The organism is Aliidiomarina sedimenti (genome assembly GCF_003986955.1).
In the GTDB taxonomy this organism is placed as follows: domain Bacteria; phylum Pseudomonadota; class Gammaproteobacteria; order Enterobacterales; family Alteromonadaceae; genus Aliidiomarina; species Aliidiomarina sedimenti.
The window spans coordinates 262,105-278,970 of record NZ_PIPN01000003.1; the positions used below are offsets into that span (position 1 = coordinate 262,105).

General features: G+C 52.8%; 13 protein-coding genes and 3 tRNA genes. 13 read left to right on the forward strand and 3 right to left on the reverse strand.

Annotated elements, in window-relative coordinates:
• Position 1 precedes the first annotated feature (1 nt).
• The 9 genes from pal (at position 2) to CWE12_RS08275 (ending at position 4,704) form a co-directional block, all read left to right on the forward strand.
• Positions 2 to 547 (forward strand): peptidoglycan-associated lipoprotein Pal, encoded by a 546-nt coding sequence (gene pal / locus CWE12_RS08235; protein ID WP_126789219.1) that lies wholly within the window; start codon positions 2 to 4, stop codon positions 545 to 547.
• A 79-nt stretch (positions 548 to 626) separates the two neighbouring features.
• Positions 627 to 1,391, forward strand: a complete 765-nt coding sequence (gene ybgF / locus CWE12_RS08240; RefSeq protein ID WP_241984171.1) for a tol-pal system protein YbgF — start codon at positions 627 to 629, stop codon at positions 1,389 to 1,391.
• A 149-nt stretch (positions 1,392 to 1,540) separates the two neighbouring features.
• Positions 1,541 to 1,616 (forward strand) — tRNA-Lys (locus tag CWE12_RS08245).
• Positions 1,617 to 1,645: 29 nt separating this feature from the next.
• Positions 1,646 to 1,721, forward strand: a tRNA-Lys gene (locus CWE12_RS08250).
• 155 nt (positions 1,722 to 1,876) lie between these two features.
• Positions 1,877 to 2,917, forward strand: a complete 1,041-nt coding sequence (nadA, locus tag CWE12_RS08255; protein WP_126789221.1) for a quinolinate synthase NadA — start codon at positions 1,877 to 1,879, stop codon at positions 2,915 to 2,917.
• Positions 2,918 to 3,037: 120 nt separating this feature from the next.
• Positions 3,038 to 3,877 (forward strand): NAD-dependent epimerase/dehydratase family protein, encoded by an 840-nt coding sequence (locus CWE12_RS08260; protein WP_126789222.1) that lies wholly within the window; start codon positions 3,038 to 3,040, stop codon positions 3,875 to 3,877.
• Positions 3,864 to 4,094 (forward strand): DUF2798 domain-containing protein, encoded by a 231-nt coding sequence (locus tag CWE12_RS08265; RefSeq protein WP_126789223.1) that lies wholly within the window; start codon positions 3,864 to 3,866, stop codon positions 4,092 to 4,094. Before CWE12_RS08260 ends, CWE12_RS08265 begins: the two co-directional genes overlap by 14 nt.
• 88 nt (positions 4,095 to 4,182) lie before the next feature.
• Entirely contained in the window at positions 4,183 to 4,518 is a 336-nt protein-coding gene (locus tag CWE12_RS08270) for a peptidylprolyl isomerase (RefSeq protein ID WP_126789224.1), read from the forward strand.
• A 98-nt stretch (positions 4,519 to 4,616) separates the two neighbouring features.
• A tRNA-Ser gene (locus tag CWE12_RS08275) sits at positions 4,617 to 4,704 on the forward strand.
• 64 nt (positions 4,705 to 4,768) lie between these two features.
• Here the strand turns inward: CWE12_RS08275 and CWE12_RS08280 are convergent.
• Positions 4,769 to 6,772 carry an alpha/beta hydrolase family protein gene (locus tag CWE12_RS08280; protein ID WP_241984172.1) on the reverse strand — a complete coding sequence of 668 codons (2,004 nt, stop codon included), beginning with the start codon at positions 6,770 to 6,772 and terminating at the stop codon, positions 4,769 to 4,771.
• A 198-nt stretch (positions 6,773 to 6,970) separates the two neighbouring features.
• Here CWE12_RS08280 and CWE12_RS08285 point away from each other — a divergent pair, with 198 nt between their 5' ends.
• From CWE12_RS08285 to CWE12_RS08300, 4 genes are all read left to right on the forward strand, one after another.
• A complete protein-coding gene (locus CWE12_RS08285) occupies positions 6,971 to 7,111 on the forward strand; it encodes a DUF3149 domain-containing protein (RefSeq protein ID WP_126789225.1) in 141 nt (46 codons plus the stop codon).
• Positions 7,112 to 7,611: 500 nt separating this feature from the next.
• On the forward strand, positions 7,612 to 9,225 hold the full coding sequence (locus CWE12_RS08290; RefSeq protein ID WP_126789226.1) for a methyl-accepting chemotaxis protein: 1,614 nt from the start codon (positions 7,612 to 7,614) through the stop codon (positions 9,223 to 9,225).
• An 80-nt stretch (positions 9,226 to 9,305) separates the two neighbouring features.
• Positions 9,306 to 10,454 (forward strand): hypothetical protein, encoded by a 1,149-nt coding sequence (locus tag CWE12_RS08295; RefSeq protein ID WP_126789227.1) that lies wholly within the window; start codon positions 9,306 to 9,308, stop codon positions 10,452 to 10,454.
• 10 nt (positions 10,455 to 10,464) lie between these two features.
• Entirely contained in the window at positions 10,465 to 10,869 is a 405-nt protein-coding gene (locus CWE12_RS08300) for a type 2 periplasmic-binding domain-containing protein (RefSeq protein WP_126789228.1), read from the forward strand.
• 37 nt (positions 10,870 to 10,906) lie between these two features.
• On the opposite strand, the gene CWE12_RS08305 is transcribed toward CWE12_RS08300, so the two are convergent.
• Positions 10,907 to 12,322 carry an FAD-dependent oxidoreductase gene (locus CWE12_RS08305; RefSeq protein ID WP_126789229.1) on the reverse strand — a complete coding sequence of 472 codons (1,416 nt, stop codon included), beginning with the start codon at positions 12,320 to 12,322 and terminating at the stop codon, positions 10,907 to 10,909.
• A 13-nt stretch (positions 12,323 to 12,335) separates the two neighbouring features.
• Positions 12,336 to 16,811 carry a glutamate synthase large subunit gene (gene gltB / locus CWE12_RS08310; protein WP_126789230.1) on the reverse strand — a complete coding sequence of 1,492 codons (4,476 nt, stop codon included), beginning with the start codon at positions 16,809 to 16,811 and terminating at the stop codon, positions 12,336 to 12,338.
• Positions 16,812 to 16,866: the final 55 nt, after the last annotated feature.

Below are 16,866 nucleotides of genomic sequence, written 5' to 3' on the forward strand. Positions count from 1 at the left end.
AATGCAAATCAATAAACTCGTTAAAGCCCTTGTTTTTGCGCTACCGGTTCTCGCTTTGGCCGCTTGTAGCTCAACTGAAGATACTACTGCAGACAGCGAAGCAGAGCGTCGTGCAACTCAGGAACGTACTCAGCAAGAAGAGCAACGTGGCGTTGAGACAGGTTCTGCTGAACGTCAAATGACCCCTGAAGAAGAGCGTCGTGAGCGTATGGACGAGCTGCGTCAGGAAAACACCATCCACTTTGAGTTCGATGACTCAAACATTTCCAGCGAATATGCTGAAGTGCTGGATGCCCACGCTGAGTACCTGCTTAATAACCCGAACGTAAACGTTGTGGTTGAAGGTCATACTGATGAGCGTGGTACACCTGAGTACAACATCGCGTTGGGCGAGCGTCGTGCGAATGCAGTGGTAAACCACCTGCAAAACCAGGGCGTTTTGTCGTCGCAGTTGTCAACTGTGTCTTATGGTGAAGAGAAGCCAGTGGTTCGTCGTAGCAACGAAGAAGCATGGGCTCAGAACCGTCGCGCTGTATTAGTATACTAATTGCGTTGATGTGATCTGATGACACCTGCTGGCAATCTGGCCGGCAGGTGTTAAGCGGAAAAGGCAGGGAATTATGAGAATGACCAGTTTGTTGCTGGCGTTAACCGTCAGCGGCGTTGCTTTGGCGCAAAGTCCGGCACCGGTGATTAGTGTTGCCAATGCGCAGGATTCGCTGGAAGGCCGGGTTGACCGGATGGAGCGAATGCTGGAGGCACGTGGCGAGCAGCAAGCTCGCATGGGGCAACAGCTAAGCAACCTGCAGCGGGAAGTGAGTGAGCTCAGAGGCATTACCGAAGAGCATTCACATCAGCTGGAGCAAGTTCTGGAGCGGCAACGCGATCTCTATCAGGAAATTGAACGCCGGGTTAGCGAAGTTCGCAATGGCGCCGGCGCTTCGGCCTCTGGGACCAGCAGCAGTGTGGCAGTGCCGACACGCGATGATATGGCAGCGGTGAACTACTCAGATAACCTGAGTGAAAATGAAGCCTATGACCGTGCTATCGCGATGGTGCTCGAAGAGCGACGTTACGACGACGCCATTCCAGAATTCCGTGCCTTTATCGAAAGTTACCCAAATTCCAGTTATTTGGGGAATGCCCATTATTGGCTGGGACAGTTGCTATACTCGCGCAATGAGTACAGCGATGCACAACAGCACTTCAGTGAAGTTGTTGATAACTATCCGGATTCAAATAAGCGCGCGGATTGCATGTTGAAACTGGGCATTATTGCGCAGAATCAGGATGATAATTCGACAGCCGAACGACGCTATCAGCAGGTCATTAATGAGTACCCGGATAGCACCGAAGCAGGCATGGCTCGTTCGCGCCTCAATAATCTGTAAGTCAGCGTTCAAGTTAGCAGTTTGTTAAGATAAGCGTCGAAAATAACCGATTCGACGCAATTTTGAGCGAAAGGCATTTTTTTTACTATTTTTGGTTGCATGCCGGCAGGATTTGAGTAATATATGCCGCCGTTGCACAGGAACAATGTGGGTCGTTAGCTCAGTTGGTAGAGCAGTTGACTTTTAATCAATTGGTCGCTGGTTCGAATCCAGCACGACCCACCAATTCCTCTAAATTCGCAACACCCCCGAGTGGGTCGTTAGCTCAGTTGGTAGAGCAGTTGACTTTTAATCAATTGGTCGCTGGTTCGAATCCAGCACGACCCACCACTTATACCGAAACCCGGCCTCGCGCCGGGTTTTTTGTATCCAGCTTGAATTGAACGGGTGATGCCCCCATCTGTCAAAAGATGACCAGTGAGTAAACTTTGCGTATACTCTGCGCGTATTGGTAACGCTACACCGCATAGCTAGATGAAGGCAGTATGATTGAAATAGATACAGTGGATAACCTGGACTACGTATTCCCGGCGAAGCCCAAACCTCTGAGTGAAGAACAGAAAGCGCAACATCGCGAGCGCATTAAGACGTTATTAAAGAACAATAACGCGGTGCTGGTGGCACACTACTATACCGATCCTGAAATTCAGGCACTGGCAGAAGAAACCGGTGGCTGTGTGTCGGATTCGTTAGAAATGGCGCGCTTTGGGGCTGAACATAGCGCCGATACCCTGATTGTGGCTGGGGTTAAGTTCATGGGGGAGACCGCAAAAATACTCACTCCTGAAAAAACGGTCCTGATGCCGACGCTGGAAGCAACCTGCTCGCTGGATTTAGGCTGCCCGGCAGATAAGTTCAGTGAGTTCTGTGACTCGCATCCGGAGCGGACGGTGGTTGTGTATGCCAATACGTCAGCGGCGGTAAAAGCGCGGGCGGATTATGTGGTTACGTCAAGCATGGCGCTTGAACTGGTGGAACATCTGGACGCACAGGGCAAGAAAATCCTGTGGGGACCAGATCGTCACCTTGGTGGCTATATCGCCAAGCAAACCGGTGCTGATATGATTATGTGGCAGGGCGCTTGTGTGGTGCATGACGAGTTTAAGTCACGTGCCCTTAAGCAGCTGAAAGAGGAATACCCGAACGCGGCGGTACTGGTTCATCCGGAGTCACCGGATAACGTGGTCGCACTTGCTGATGCGGTGGGGTCGACCTCGCAACTTATCAAAGCCAGCCAAACCATGGCCAATGACACCTTTATTGTGGCGACTGATAAAGGTATTTTTTATAAGATGCAGCAACTGGCTCCCGGCAAGACATTTATCGAAGCGCCGACGGGTGGTAATGGTGCAACCTGCCGCAGCTGCGCGCATTGTCCGTGGATGGCGATGAATGGCCTGGCTGCCATTGAGAATGCTTTGACTACTGGCGGTAAAGCGCATGAGATCAAGGTTGACCCGGAACTGGGTAAGCAAGCGATGATCCCGCTCAACCGAATGCTCGATTTTGCTAAAACCCTGCGTTAAGCAGGTAGCTATTGAAAAGGGGCCGTGGGCCCCTTTTCATTAAGTGGTCTGATAATATTGCTTAACAGGCCGACAACTAGACACGGCCTGACCTTGGATGTCTGGATTGAGGACTGATAAATGAAACAATGGGCACTATTGATGGGGGCGGGCGATCTGGCGAGCCGCTTAACGCCTTTGCTGAAAACGCAAGGGTATGAAGTTGTCGGTGCACGGCGCACGGCTACGTCCGTTGCAGACTTCGAACTGGTGCAGGCGGATGCCAGTAAAGTAGATGACTGGCTGAAGGTCCTGGCGCATAAACCTGCGGTGATAGTGATAACGCTGACGCCCTCGGACTATAGTGATCAAGGTTATCTGGCGGGCTACGTAAAACCCACTGAGGCGCTGACCCTGGCGTTATCGGAGTGTGACCCTGACTACCGGCCATTTATTGTCTTTGTGTCCAGTACCAGTGTATACGGACATCGTGAGGGTGAATGGGTTGATGAAACCAGCGATACCAGTCCGACGGGCTTCGCGGGTAAGCGATTACTCGAAGCCGAACAGCATATATGCCAATCCGGATATCCGCATACCATTGTGCGTTTTTCCGGGATTTATGGCCCGGGACGGGAAGGCATGATAGCTCGTTTAATCAGTGGTGAAGTCACCCTGACACCGGCCTGGACAAATCGGATCCATGTGCGGGATTGCGTCGGCACCATCGCTCATTTGATTGCCCGCTATGACCAGGGTTTGGAAGTCGACGAAATCTATCTTAGCAGTGACAACCTACCGATCCGTCAGGCGGAATTTGCTACTGGTTTGGCAACGTATCTGGGCCTGGACCCAACGACGCTTCCAGAAACAGACCAGATTGGGCCAAGGGGCAGTAAGCGTTGTAATAATGCGCGCCTGCAGGAAACAGGTTATCGCTTCATTTTCCCAACCTGGAAGGAAGGCTATGAAGGACTTTAAGTGGCCGCAGCGGCTTGTATTTCCGGTGCTGATGTCAATTTATATGTCGTTCTTAATGACCGGGTTAATCACCTGGATCAATACCGGCGTGGAGGGCGACTTTTTTGCCCGTTGGTGGCGTGCGTTTTATCTCGCCTGGCCGATTGCCTTCTTGCTGGTCTTTTTTGGCGCGGCGCGGATTCGGGCACTTAGTGAACGAATTGTCGGTGGGTCCTAGAACCTGATCGGTTAAGTTGACTTAACCGGCAAACTAGGGAATGGTAAACCAGCTAATAAAGCAGTTATTTATAAAGGACTTATCAAACATGAAAAAAGTGGTTTTGGCTGCCAGCGCAGTCTTGTTAGCGTTTTCTGTTGCTGCCTGTAGCGGTAATAGCAGCCCGGAAGACCAGATGCTGCAAGAAATGGAAAGCTTTGTCGCCGAGGTTGAGGCGCTGACAGAACGCGAATCCGTGTGCTTGTCGGAAATGGAAGCTGTGTTTACTGACGGTAGCGAAAAGTTCATGGCGTTAGCGCAGGAACTGGAGTTAAGTGACTCGGACGAATTATCAGAAGAGCAGCAGGCGCGGTTAGAAGCGTTTGAGCAACGGATGATGGAAGCGGGAATCGAATTGCAGCAAAAAGCGGACTATAACTGCTAAGCAAATTATCCTGCAATGCTCAGTAAATCATCGAAAAGGGCCGTTATGGCCCTTTTTACTTGATTACACGAAAGAAATTCCCTACCATACGCGGCTCTGGAGAGGTGGCCGAGCGGCTGAAGGCGCACGCCTGGAAAGTGTGTATACGGCAACGTATCGAGGGTTCGAATCCCTCTCTCTCCGCCAAATAGCAAAAAACCGCCCTTGTGGCGGTTTTTTTTATTGCTGTAAGAGCAGTATGGTTCGGCTTCTAGTCAGCGTCCTCGCCGATATAGCGATCAAAGAACTCCAGCATCCGTTCCCAGCGCTCGACATTATTGTCCGGGTTGAGGAAGCCGTGGCCTTCAGTGCGTTTCACCATCCATTCAACCGGATGATCGCGCGCTTCTAATGCGGCTTTCAAATTATCCGCCTGAATCTGAGGAACCCGGAAGTCTTCCGCGCCGTGAATCAAAAACACCGGGGCTTTTAACTTGTCCAGATTACGAATCGGCGACTGAGCGTCACGTTCTTCGCCCTCAGGCGGGAGTACCTGAGCGAGATAACGAAGACCGGATTCACGCTCGGGAATATCACCTTCTTCCAGCATCAGGTCAAGGTCAAACACACCGACAAAACCGACCGTGCACTTATACAAATCAGGCTCACGAATCGCACTTTGCAGCGCCGCATAGCCGCCGTAGGAACCACCATAAGCACACACCCGTTGCTGATCGACAATGCCTTCATCGACCAGGTGTTGAACCCCGTCCGTCATGTCATCGATCATGCTGGTGCCCCAGTTGCGGTAACCAGCTTGTTCAAAGCTGTCACCAAAGCCGCCTGAACCACGGAAATTTGGCTGTAACACTGCATAACCATTTGAGGCAAAGACCTTGGCGTCACGGTCGAAGGTCGTCAGACTATCGCGAACACCATGAGGGCCACCGTGGGGGAGCATGATGAGTGGCAGGTTCTCTTCGTCAATGCCTGGTGGCACGGTGAGCAGCGCATGAATCTCCAGTCCGTCCCGTGCTTCATAGACAATACTGCGGGTTTGTGGAATCAGCGCGTCGCTGAGCCAGGGAGCCGCGGCAGACAGGTGAGCGAGATGATTCTCTTCACGATTGTACAGGTAAAAAGTGTCGTTCTGGTTCGCTGACCCTACGCGAATGACCAGGGTTTGATTGTCTGAGGTCGCTGAGGTGACAAGAAGTGTCTGGTTCGGAAATGCATTTTGTAACCCCATCGCAGTCTGCACAAAGGCCTCATCCCCGGAGCCGGAAAAAAATACCGTTTCCAAAGCGTCCAGCTCATAGGCGGCACCAATCACATCATGTGGCTTGCCATCTTTCAGACCCATCAGCGGCATCAGATCGGTATCCGGGTGAGAGGCAAGGATCTCTTCCTCACCGGTTTGCAGATCCATTAACGAAATCGCCGTGGTGTTGGTTTGTGTCCGGCTCAGCCCGACAACCTTATTAGGGTCATTCGAAAAGGCAAGGGGAACAAAACCAAAATCAAGGTCATCCTGAGAACGCAGGCGCTCCCATTCATCATCTTCAGAAGCGCGGACCATGGTCAGACGTTTGCTGTTGTCGTCGGGATCGACGCCCACCACCACTCGTGGTACGCCCTGGTCGTCGCTAATGATCTGAACGCCACCTTCGCGCGAATAACGAAGCGGGATTCGGCCTGCGGGAATTTTCCGCCCCGAGTTAAGTAAAACGCGGGATACCTGTAAGAAAGGTTCAGCCCGACGCAGTGAGAATTCATAGATCATGATGCCGTTAGGGTCGTCGGGCAACCAGTCAAACACTTCCGCCATGACATAATTCTGATCCGGCGAATTCGGCCCGGTCAATGCCTGGCGACGAGACCCGTCGGCGTTTATGGCAAATATTTCACCAGTCATGATCGGTGCTTCGAATGCACCGACTTCACGTACCAGACTGATCACAAGACGTTCGTTATTGGCCCAATCGAACGAGCCAATCGAATCCTCGCGATGTCCGGCAATGGACGACATAACTTCACGGGTTTCCATGTTGAGAACGACCAATCTGACGTTGCCATCGTCGCCCCGGGTGGAAGCCGCTAGGTAGTCACCCTGGGGTGATATTTTGATGTTAATAAACTGCGCATGACGGGCGTAATCCTGCAAGGACGGTGCAGAGCCCGTATCGGATGCGTAGGCTAAATTTTGAAGCAGGAAGAGAAAACAACTGGTAAGCAGCGCAAGCCATCCCATCCCTGTTTTATGTGTTGAGGACATATAAACTCCTTTTTTGTTATAAACTTGTTGCGGATATAGTAAAGCAAGCTGAAGAAAACGTCACCATCAATTTTGATATAGCGCAAGGATCTGTGTTGTCTCGTTGTACCGCGCTGGAAATCTTGATCCTGGTCATACTGTTTGGTTTTGCAAAGCTCTAGGCTACTTCCATCGTGTATTAATTGAGAGGGAACAGGCATGAGTCTATGGCAGGAATTTTTCAGAGATCCGGTAATCTTCTTTTCGTTCACTGGTCTCGCTATTTTGGTTGGCATGAGTATCTTCTATGCCATTTATTTCTACGTGAAAATGGTAAAAGCCGAAAAGCGTTCCCATTAAACCAATTCAAGGTTCAAGCGCGGGGCTCGATCATTGAATTGGTCTTACCATTCAACATTCAAGCCCCGCGCTTGAATGTTGAATGTGGTTAGGGTACGCCCTGCATGGCTGCCCAGCCATAGCCCGCCGACAAAAGCCGCTGATATCCAGCGGCTTTCTGCATCGTGTTTCCGATACTGATCGAAGACAGAACTTGATCCGGATCAAAGTGCATGTAGAAAAACACCAGGTTGTATACTTTTCACTTCGCTCTAAAGGGCGTCCTATTTCGTATATCTAATCACTAATAACTACAGTTGTATGACACTTTTGTTATGCCGCGCACTCTCCGTTGCCTTGCAGCAGAAATTAAACGTATTCAATTTGTTAGAGGCCCTCACTGCAGCGCTTTTTGATAACAATAAATGCTCGCTATATGTACTACTGCAACCAACCGTCATTACATATAGACTCCGCGTTCATTAAGGTATTCGCCTTTTTTTTACACAGTGAGCTCTACCATGTTGAACCGTTTAAGTTTAGGCGCAAAAATTTATTTTATCGTGGTGATCGCGGCTCTGGCCTACGTGCTGATGATAGCGATTACCGCAGTGATGCTGAACCAGAACAATCAGAATCTGGAGCGCTTACAGCAGCAGGTGTTTCCTCTAGCCAACTTATCTGGCGAAAACGTTATTCAAATCCAGCGTATTGAAGAACTCTACACGCAAGCGGTTTCAACCGGCGATGAGAGCATAACGGAGCAAGCGACAGCGGCCTACGACAACCTTCGCCAGAATCTCAGCCAGGTAGCGCAACGTGATCCGCTGTATCAGCGTGAAGTGCAAACCATCAGCGGTAATTTGGAGCGCTACCAGCGGCTCAACCAAACTATTGTGACTGAGATATTATCCGTCGATGCTGATTTTAGCCGTATTGGTGCTCAGGCACAGCAAAAGAGCCAGCTTTACGATCAAATCACCGATTCATTACAACAAATGAGCCAGCAAGTTGCGGATCAGTTCCGGGGGCTGACGGCCGAGTCGGTGCAACGCTCCGAGCAAACCATCGTGATGATGCTGGTGGTCGGCGGTCTGGCGCTTGCTGCGCTCATCGCAGTGGCCGTTATCGTGACCAGTTATATTGTGAAGTCCGCCAATTCGGTCGCAAACTCGTTACAGGAGCTGGCCGACGGTCGCGGCGATTTAAATCATCAAATCGAGGTCTCCAGCAACGATGTATTGGGCACGGTAGCAAATAACTTTAACCGCTTCATGGTGTTACTACGTAGCTCGTTACAGGATGTGGTTAGTGTCGCTACGCCGCTCAGCAAGTCCGCGCTGTTAATCAATCAGCGCAGTGCACACGTGATGACGCGCAGTGACAGTGAAGCGGTGCAGGCTTATGAATTAAAGAACTCGATGGATGAACTGCAGGACAGCGTACGGGAAATCTCGGAAAGTGCCTCAGCAACAGCTGATGCAACCCGCTCTGCAGAAAATGAGTTAGAGCAGGGGAACCTAGCGGTACAGGCGTCTTTGAATACGTCCAATGAACTGCAACAGGATATTCAGAAAGCATCAGGTGTGGTGGAGCGACTGGCTGAAGACGCAACCAATGTCACCAATGTACTGGATGTGATTACGGGTATCGCAGAACAAACCAATCTACTCGCGCTCAACGCCGCCATTGAAGCAGCGCGCGCTGGCGAACAAGGGCGTGGTTTCGCGGTCGTTGCGGACGAGGTACGTTCACTGGCATCTCGCACTGCCAAAGCCACCGCGGAGATCCGCGAAGTGCTGGACCGCCTAACCAATGGTGCTGGCGAATCGGTCGGTTCGATGCAAGCTGCGGCTCAGCGTTCAGAGCAGAACGTACAGCAGGCAGAAGCGGCTGGCGGCGTACTTTCAGCAATCAGTAGCATGATCGCAGATATAAATGCGCGGGCCGGTCAGATAGCAACCGCGACTGAAGAGCAGACCCAGGTCGCCGCGCGTTCTGCAGAGCAGGCCTCGACAATGCACGAGTCGTTGAATGGTATGAAAGCGACGATTCGTGAGCTTGAAGAAGACAGCATCCAGTTGACCGATTTTGCCAACCGCCTGAGTCAGGCAACCGATAAATTTAATCTCTAGGCCTGATGTAGCGGTTAGGCCCTGTTTAACCCTGAGGCATTAACGCCTTATTTAGCAACACGATGGAAAGAAGGACCATTATGAAAACAATCAAAACAATCACTGCCGCCGCGGTACTTGCAGCACTCAGTATGCCTGCGTCAGCCAACATCGACTGGAGTGGCTTTGCCAGCGTTGGCGGCGGTGTGACCACAGGAAGTGACGAACAACTATTTGGCTACGACAATGATATGTCTTTTCTGCCGGATACATTATTCGCGCTACAGGGTACGGCGACCTTGTCTGACCGCATCAGCGTAACCACCCAGCTAATGGCGCGTGGGAACGATGACTTTAACCTTGGTGTTGAATGGGCATATATCAGCTTTCGCATGACCGACAGCCTGACCCTGAATACCGGTAAATTGCGTTTGCCGTTCTATCTCTACTCAGACTCGCTGGACGTAGCTTATAGCTACCATTGGTTGCGTACACCAGAAAGCGTCTACCGTGCGCCTTTTGAAAACTACACCGGCGCTAGCCTGCAGCACAATACCTTTGTTGGCGACGCAGTGATCAGCACCCAGTTTGTCGCAGGCAACGTGGATGACAACGTTTACGCGCCAACGTCCGATGAAGACATTCGGGTGGAGACGAACAATCTGTTAGGTGCCAGTGTCAGCGCTATGATTCATTCGTGGACTTTACGCGCGGGTTACTTCCACACCAACGATGTCAGTGTATTTATGATTGACCCTGCGTATCAGGGACTTATTGGTAGTCTGAATCAGGCGGGTTTAACTGACACTGTCGATGCTATCGACTTCCTCGGCGATACCGGCACTTTTACCAGTGTAGGCGCGTTCTACGACAACATGAGCTGGTTTGCCGGGTTTGAGTACACGGAGCTGGAAAACAAAGACAGTATCTTTGGTACTGACCGTTCTAACTATTTTACAGCCGGTAAGCGTTTTGGTTCATACACGCTGCACGGGACGTTTGCGCAAACTGACGACAAAGCGTCCAATGCCGCTGCTACGATTCCAGCTGTCCCTGCTTTTACACCTTTCGTTGGTGCTGTAGAAGGTCTGGCTCAAAGCCAGGCGAGCCGTATTGATTATACCTCAGTCGGTCTGCGTTATGACTTTGCGCGTGGTATCACGGTGAAATTCGACTTCACCCATGCAGACGACAAAAACAACGACCAGACGTCGAATCTGATTTCTTTTGCTCTGCAAACGGTATTTTAAGGACTAAACGATGAAAAAATTACTCTCTTCAATCGCTGTATTTGCAACGAGCCTGACGCTGTTGTTTTTTACTGCTACCGCGTCAGCAGCGAGCGGCGCTGTAGTCAGTCAGGCTCAAGTGGACGAGGCTGTGGTCAGTCGTATTTACCTGGGTCAGTCGCGTGACCTGTTTGCGGTTAACCAAATGGAAGATTCAGCAGTACGCCAGAGCTTCGAAAATGAAGTACTGGGCCGCTCTGCTGAACAACTTCGTGCGCATTGGTCGCGCCTGATATTCACTGGTCGCGCTTCAGCATTGCGTGAAGTGGAGTCCGATGAGGCTGTGTTGGAGTTCGTCCGCAGTAACCCGAACACCATAGGTTACATCTCAGACGTCAGTAAAGCCGGTGACTTAAAGGTTATCATCGAGTTTTAATTGAAAAAGGCGCGCATGCGGTGCATGGGCGCCTGCCCTACAATTCCAGATAATCTAATATGCCGTTTGCGGCTTTTCGACCCTGCGCAATCGCAGTCACCACCAAATCAGCACCCAGCACCATGTCACCGCCAGCAAAGATCTTTGGATTCGAGGTCTGCATAGCGCACTCACTGTCTTCCCGGGCATTGACCAGGTCCCAGTCGTTCAGTGCCACATCATGCTTCGCCAGCCATTGTGGTGGGTTGGCCTGGTAACCAAAGGCCAGTACCACCGCATCGCAGGCAAGTTCAAATTCAGAGCCTTCAACCGCTTGCGGGCGTCGGCGACCGGCATCATCCGGCGGTCCTAGCTGTGTTTTAACGCAGCGCACGGCGGTCACCTGGCCATCGCCATTGGCGACAATTTCTAGAGGCTGCACGTTGTATTGAAACTCGACCCCTTCTTCTTTGGCGTGCTCAACTTCTTTGCGCGAACCCGGCATGTTCAGTGCATCGCGTCGATAGGCACAAATAACATGATCAGCCTGCTGCCGTACGGCGGTGCGCACACAATCCATGGCGGTATCGCCGCCCCCCAACACCACCACCCGTTGCTGCTCAAAATCAATTGCCGGGTAGTCAGGCATCTGGTAGTTGGCGATGCGGGCCGTATTGCCAATCAGGTAGCTCAGGGCAGGGTAGACTCCCTTGCTGTCGAGGCCGGGTAAGCCACCATCGACCCCTTTATAGGTACCAAGGCCAAGAAAGACGGCGTCGTAGTTGTTCAGTAACTCATCGAAAGGCTGGTCGCGTCCGACCTCCACACCTAACTTAAACTCAATTCCCATCTCAGTGAAAATTTCGCGACGTTGCTGCATAACCGACTTTTCCAGTTTGAACGACGGAATACCAAAGGTAAGCAAACCACCTATTTCCGGGTGCTTATCGAACACCACCGCCTGCACACCATTACGTGCCAGCACATCGGCGCAGGCAAGCCCGGCAGGTCCGGCGCCGACGATGGCAACTTTCTTACCGGTTGCCTGAACGGCACTCAAGTCGGGTCGCCAGCCCATCTCAAAGGCTTTGTCATTGATGTATTTTTCGATCGCACCAATGGTCACCGCACCAAAGTCGTCGTTCAGAGTGCAGGCACCTTCGCAGAGGCGGTCCTGCGGACAAACCCGGCCACAGACCTCGGGCAGGCTGTTGGTTTGGTGGGACAACTCAGCGGCTTCGATAATGCGCCCTTCGGCCGCCAGTTCCAGCCATTGCGGAATGTAATTATGCACCGGGCACTTCCACTCACAGTACGGGTTGCCACAGTCGATGCAGCGGTCTGCCTGGCCACTGACCTGTGACTGCTCCATTGGGTGCTGAATTTCAACAAACTCGATGCGGCGTTCGTCGATGGGCCGTTTCGGCGGATCGACACGGCGCACGTCAACAAACTGATATACGTTGCGGGTCATTGCTCGCTCTCCTTTACATCACTTGCACGCGCAGCTCTGCAGCAGACTGGGCGCGACGACCAATTAAGGTGGCGATATCACTCGCTTTAGGTTTGACCAGGGCAAAATGACCAACGTACTGGTCAAAATTGGTCAGAATATCCAATGCCCGCTGACTGCCCGTGGCTTCATAGTGATCGTGAATAAAGCCACGCAAATGTTCTTGTAAAATGGGCTTGTCCACCGCCAGGGTTTCGACCAGTTCGGGATTAATACGCTGGTTAAAATCGTTGTCTTCATCGAGCACATAAGCCAGGCCACCAGTCATACCGGCGCCGAAGTTAATACCAGTGCGACCGAGCACGACGACGACGCCGCCAGTCATGTATTCACAGCCGTTGTCGCCAATGCCTTCGACCACAGCGACCGCGCCGCCGTTGCGCACAGCAAAGCGTTCGCCGGCACAGCCTGCGGCATGCAAGCGGCCGCCAGTGGCACCGTAAAGACAGGTGTTGCCCATGATAATGGCCTCATGAGACTTATAGGCCACACCTTTGGCCGGGCGTAAATGAATACGTCCGCCGGCCATGCCTTTGCCGACATAGTCATTGGCGTCACCGACTAGGTCTAGATGCAGACCTCCGGCGTTCCAGACCCCAAAGCTCTGTCCGGCAGTGCCGCGGAAGTTCAGCAGTAGCGGCCGCGATGCCATGCCCTGATTACCATGCTGGCGGGCAATCAGGCCGGACAGTGCCGCGCCTACAGAGCGGTCGTCGTTGCGAATTTCAAAGCTAAATTCACCGCCTTGTTTACGCTTTATGGCCTCCGCACAACGTTCCAGCAACGCCTGGTTGAGGCGGGCTGGGTCGTGCGGTGGATTGTTTTCCTGACAGTGGTTCGGGTAGTCGTTGCTGACCGCTGCCGCGCCGAGGATAGCGTCCAGATTAAGGTGTTGTTGCCGCTCTGTGGTGAGGCGGTCCACCGTGGTGAGTAAATCGGTACGGCCAATCAGATCAGTCAGACTGACCACACCCAGTTGGCGTAAGTAACCGCGCACTTCATCGGCAAGCAGGTGAAAGTAGTTTTCGACTTTCTCTGGCAGGCCATGAAAATGTTGCTGGCGCAGCGTTTGGTCCTGGGTGGCAACACCGGTGGCGCAGTTATTTAAATGGCATATACGTAAATACTTACAGCCCAGCGCGACCATAGGCGCGGTGCCGAAGCCAAAGCTTTCGGCGCCGAGAATTGCAGCTTTGACCACATCCAGGCCGGTCTTGAGGCCACCATCGACCTGCAAACGCACTTTGTGGCGCAGATTGTTGACCGTTAATGCCTCGTGCACTTCAGCCAGGCCGAGTTCCCACGGGCTACCGGCGTATTTAACCGAGGTCAGCGGGCTGGCGCCGGTGCCGCCATCGTAACCGGACACGGTAATCAGGTCAGCGTAGGCTTTAGCAACCCCTGTAGCGATGGTGCCGATGCCAGGCTCAGACACCAGTTTTACCGAGACCACTGCCTCTGGATTAATTTGCTTAAGGTCAAAAATAAGCTGGGCGAGATCTTCAATCGAGTAAATATCGTGGTGCGGCGGCGGGCTGATTAAAGTGACACCCGGCACCGAATAGCGAAGTTTGGCAATTTCTGCGGTGACCTTTTCACCCGGTAGTTGGCCTCCTTCACCGGGCTTAGCGCCCTGAGCAATTTTGATTTGCAGCACATCGGCGTTGACCAGATAGTGTGGAGTGACGCCAAAACGGCCCGAGGCGACTTGCTTAATACGGGAGTTACGTTCATTGCCGAAACGACGCGGATCTTCGCCACCTTCACCGGAGTTCGAGTGCCCACCTAAGCGGTTCATCGCAACGGCAAGGGCTTCGTGTGCTTCCGGGCTTAGCGCGCCAATGGACATCGCGGCGGTGTCGAACCGGCTGAACATAGCACTGGTGGGCTCAGGTTCAACTGCCTCAACGTCTGTCGGTGGGTTAAGCTGCCAAAGGTCGCGCAAGGTCGCAATCGGGCGTAAATTTACGTGCTGGCAATAGGCTTTGTAAGCTTGCTCATCGCGGGTTTCCACCGCCTGCTGCAGGCTGGTCACCACATCCGGGTTGTAGGCGTGGTATTCACCGCCATGGACGTATTTAAGCAGGCCACCGTGGGGCACAGGCTTACGGGCTAACCAGGCTTCTTTATGCAAGCGCTGTAAGTCCTGTTCGAAATCAGTCCAGTCAGCGCCGGCCAGGCGTAGGGTACAGGTTGGAAAGCAGCGCTGGTAAATAGCCTGCGACACGCCGACCACTTCAAACAGGCCTGCGGAACGGTAACTTGAGACGGTCGAAATGCCCATCTTCGACATGATTTTGAGCAAGCCTTTGTTAATGCCCTGCCGGTAGTTAAGCACCGCCTCGCGCGGGGTCAGGTTGATTCGTTGCTGCGCTACCAATTGCTCGACAGTTTCATAGGCCATGAAGGGGTAGATAGCGGTGGCGCCAAGACCAATCAGCACCGCAAAATGATGCGGGTCACGGGCGGAGGCTGTTTCAACCACAATGTTGGAGTCGCAGCGCAACTGGGCATGAACTAGCCGGGTTTGCACCGCGCCGACGGCCATAGGAGCCGGGATAGGTAGCGTGCCTTTCTCGATGTGACGGTCGGAGAGAATGACAATCGCAATCTTATCGTCGCGCACTGCATTTTCAACGTCATTGGTCAGGCGCTCGACGGCTGTTTCCAGGCTCTCTTTTTCCGGCGCGTAATAGAGACTGAAGCTGCGCCACGGGTAGTGATTTTCATCGAAGTCTTTGAGCTGATCGAGGTCGGTGTACATCAGCACCGGCGAATCGAACAGGACCCGGTCAGCATAGCCTGAGGTTTCATTGAACAGGTTTTGTTCGCGGCCTATGCAGGTGGACAGCGACATCACATGGCGTTCGCGAATAGGGTCAATCGCCGGGTTGGTGACCTGCGCAAACTGCTGCCGAAAGTAATCATAGAGTAGCCGCGGCTGCGACGACAGTACTGCGATAGGCGTGTCATCGCCCATCGAACCGGTGGCTTCCTGACCGTCTTTGGCCAGCACCTTAATAATCTGCTCAATTTCTTCCGTGCTGTAGAAAAACTGTTTGTGGTAAGTCGCCATCTGGCTGTCGTTAAACAGGCGGTCACCAATTTCAGTTTCCTCATACTGCTCAAACGGCTTGAGGTAACGAATGTGTTTGCCGAGCCATTCCTTGTACGGGTGGCGCGCTTTCAGATCCTGGTCAATTTCATGGCTGCGCCATAGGGTGCCGTTGTAGGTATCGACGGCGAGCATCTGGCCCGGGCCGAGGCGACCTTTTTCCAGGACTTCGTCGGCTTCGTAGTCCCAGGTGCCTACTTCTGAGGCGACGGTGATGGTGCGGTCACGGGTAATAATAAAGCGCGCCGGGCGCAAACCGTTGCGGTCGAGGCAGCAGGCGACATGGCGACCATTGGTCATGACCACGCCGGCCGGGCCGTCCCAGGGTTCCATGTGCATCGAGTTAAACTCGTAAAACGCGCGCAACTCAGGGTCCATGGTCGGATCGTTTTGCCAGGCGGGCGGGATTAACAAGCGCATGGCCCTAAATAAGTCCATGCCGCCTGCCAGTAGCATGTCGAGCATGTTATCGAGGCTGGCAGAGTCACTGCCGCGGCTGCTGACAAAGGGCTGGGCGTCTTTTAAGTCCGGCAACAAAGGAGACTGCATTTTATAGCTGCGTGCCAGTGCCCACTGGCGATTGCCGGATATGGTGTTGATTTCGCCGTTGTGAGCGAGGAAACGGAAAGGCTGAGCCAGCGGCCAGCGCGGCATGGTATTGGTGGAGAAACGCTGGTGGAACACGCAGATAGAGGTCTGCAGACGAATATCGGCCAGATCCGGGTAAAAACCAGGCAGATCAGCTGGCATCATTAAGCCTTTATAGACGATCACCATGCACGACAAGGAAGCGATATAGAAATCGGGATGCTCTTGCAGACGCTTTTCAATGCGGCGCCGCGCCATATACAGGCGACGTTCGAGGTCTTTTTTACGCCAGCCGGGCTGCGCATTGACAAACACCTGCTCTAAATGAGGCATGCTCTGGCGTGCGGTGTCGCCGAGTACATCCGGGTTGGTCGGGGTAACGCGCCAGCCGACCAGGCTGAGGGTTTCACGGCTCAGCTCTTCTTCAATGACTGCCTTTTCTGTGGCACGGGCGTCGCTATCGAGACTAAAAAATATTTGTCCGATGGCGTATTTTTTGCCTAAATTCCATTCGTTTTCGGCGGCCAGATCGCGAAAAAATGACTCCGGCAGCTGCATTTGAATACCACAGCCGTCTCCGGTTTTGCCGTCTGCCCCGATGGCGCCACGGTGGGTCATTCTGTCGAGTGCGCCAATTGCACGGCGCACCAGGCGATGACTGGCCTCACCGTCAAGGTGGGCGATTAAGCCAAAACCACAATTGTCGCGCTCGTCATTGGCCCGACTGTCGGCTTGATACAACGTCATAACGTCCCCCTTAAACTTAACCTATTCAACATAAGCGCAGTTGTACAGGTTGGCA

Coding starts and splice junctions, on each gene's coding strand:
- pal (WP_126789219.1), top strand. CDS start 2: ATGCAAATCAATAAACTCGTTAAAGCCCTTGTTTTTGCGCTACCGGTT.
- ybgF (WP_241984171.1), top strand. CDS start 627: ATGACCAGTTTGTTGCTGGCGTTAACCGTCAGCGGCGTTGCTTTGGCG.
- nadA (WP_126789221.1), top strand. CDS start 1,877: ATGATTGAAATAGATACAGTGGATAACCTGGACTACGTATTCCCGGCG.
- CWE12_RS08260 (WP_126789222.1), top strand. CDS start 3,038: ATGAAACAATGGGCACTATTGATGGGGGCGGGCGATCTGGCGAGCCGC.
- CWE12_RS08265 (WP_126789223.1), top strand. CDS start 3,864: ATGAAGGACTTTAAGTGGCCGCAGCGGCTTGTATTTCCGGTGCTGATG.
- CWE12_RS08270 (WP_126789224.1), top strand. CDS start 4,183: ATGAAAAAAGTGGTTTTGGCTGCCAGCGCAGTCTTGTTAGCGTTTTCT.
- CWE12_RS08280 (WP_241984172.1), bottom strand. CDS start 6,772: ATGTCCTCAACACATAAAACAGGGATGGGATGGCTTGCGCTGCTTACC.
- CWE12_RS08285 (WP_126789225.1), top strand. CDS start 6,971: ATGAGTCTATGGCAGGAATTTTTCAGAGATCCGGTAATCTTCTTTTCG.
- CWE12_RS08290 (WP_126789226.1), top strand. CDS start 7,612: ATGTTGAACCGTTTAAGTTTAGGCGCAAAAATTTATTTTATCGTGGTG.
- CWE12_RS08295 (WP_126789227.1), top strand. CDS start 9,306: ATGAAAACAATCAAAACAATCACTGCCGCCGCGGTACTTGCAGCACTC.
- CWE12_RS08300 (WP_126789228.1), top strand. CDS start 10,465: ATGAAAAAATTACTCTCTTCAATCGCTGTATTTGCAACGAGCCTGACG.
- CWE12_RS08305 (WP_126789229.1), bottom strand. CDS start 12,322: ATGACCCGCAACGTATATCAGTTTGTTGACGTGCGCCGTGTCGATCCG.
- gltB (WP_126789230.1), bottom strand. CDS start 16,811: ATGACGTTGTATCAAGCCGACAGTCGGGCCAATGACGAGCGCGACAAT.